This window comes from Mesorhizobium sp. M2E.F.Ca.ET.209.01.1.1, from assembly GCF_004010375.2.
Classification (GTDB): domain Bacteria; phylum Pseudomonadota; class Alphaproteobacteria; order Rhizobiales; family Rhizobiaceae; genus Mesorhizobium.
In genome coordinates, this window is the sequence record NZ_SADP02001254.1 from 1 (window position 1) to 286 (window position 286).

A 286-nucleotide genomic window follows, 5' to 3' on the forward strand; every position below is an offset into this window, starting at 1 on the left:
CGTCGATCCTCGAGGCGATCTCGCCTTCCAGGCGCCGCTCCTCACGCTTGAGGAAAGCCAGCATCGCCTCGATGCCGGCGCCTGTCTCGGCATCGCGCGCGGCGCTTCTACGCTGCTTGTTGACGGTCGCATCGCCGACGACCTGGCAAAGCCGCCCAACCAGCGCAGTAAGCCGCTGCTGGGCAGTGCTGGGTGGTGGCGTCGGCACGATCTTCTTGACTGCGCTGTAATGGGCGATGATGGAAGCGTCGATACGGTCGGTCTTCTCCAGATAGCCCATCGCCTC

At 64.7% G+C, this 286-nt stretch carries 1 pseudogene; it reads right to left on the reverse strand.

The features are described from left to right. Positions 1–286: pseudogene (locus EN852_RS39945) on the reverse strand (IS110 family transposase); the annotation flags it as partial.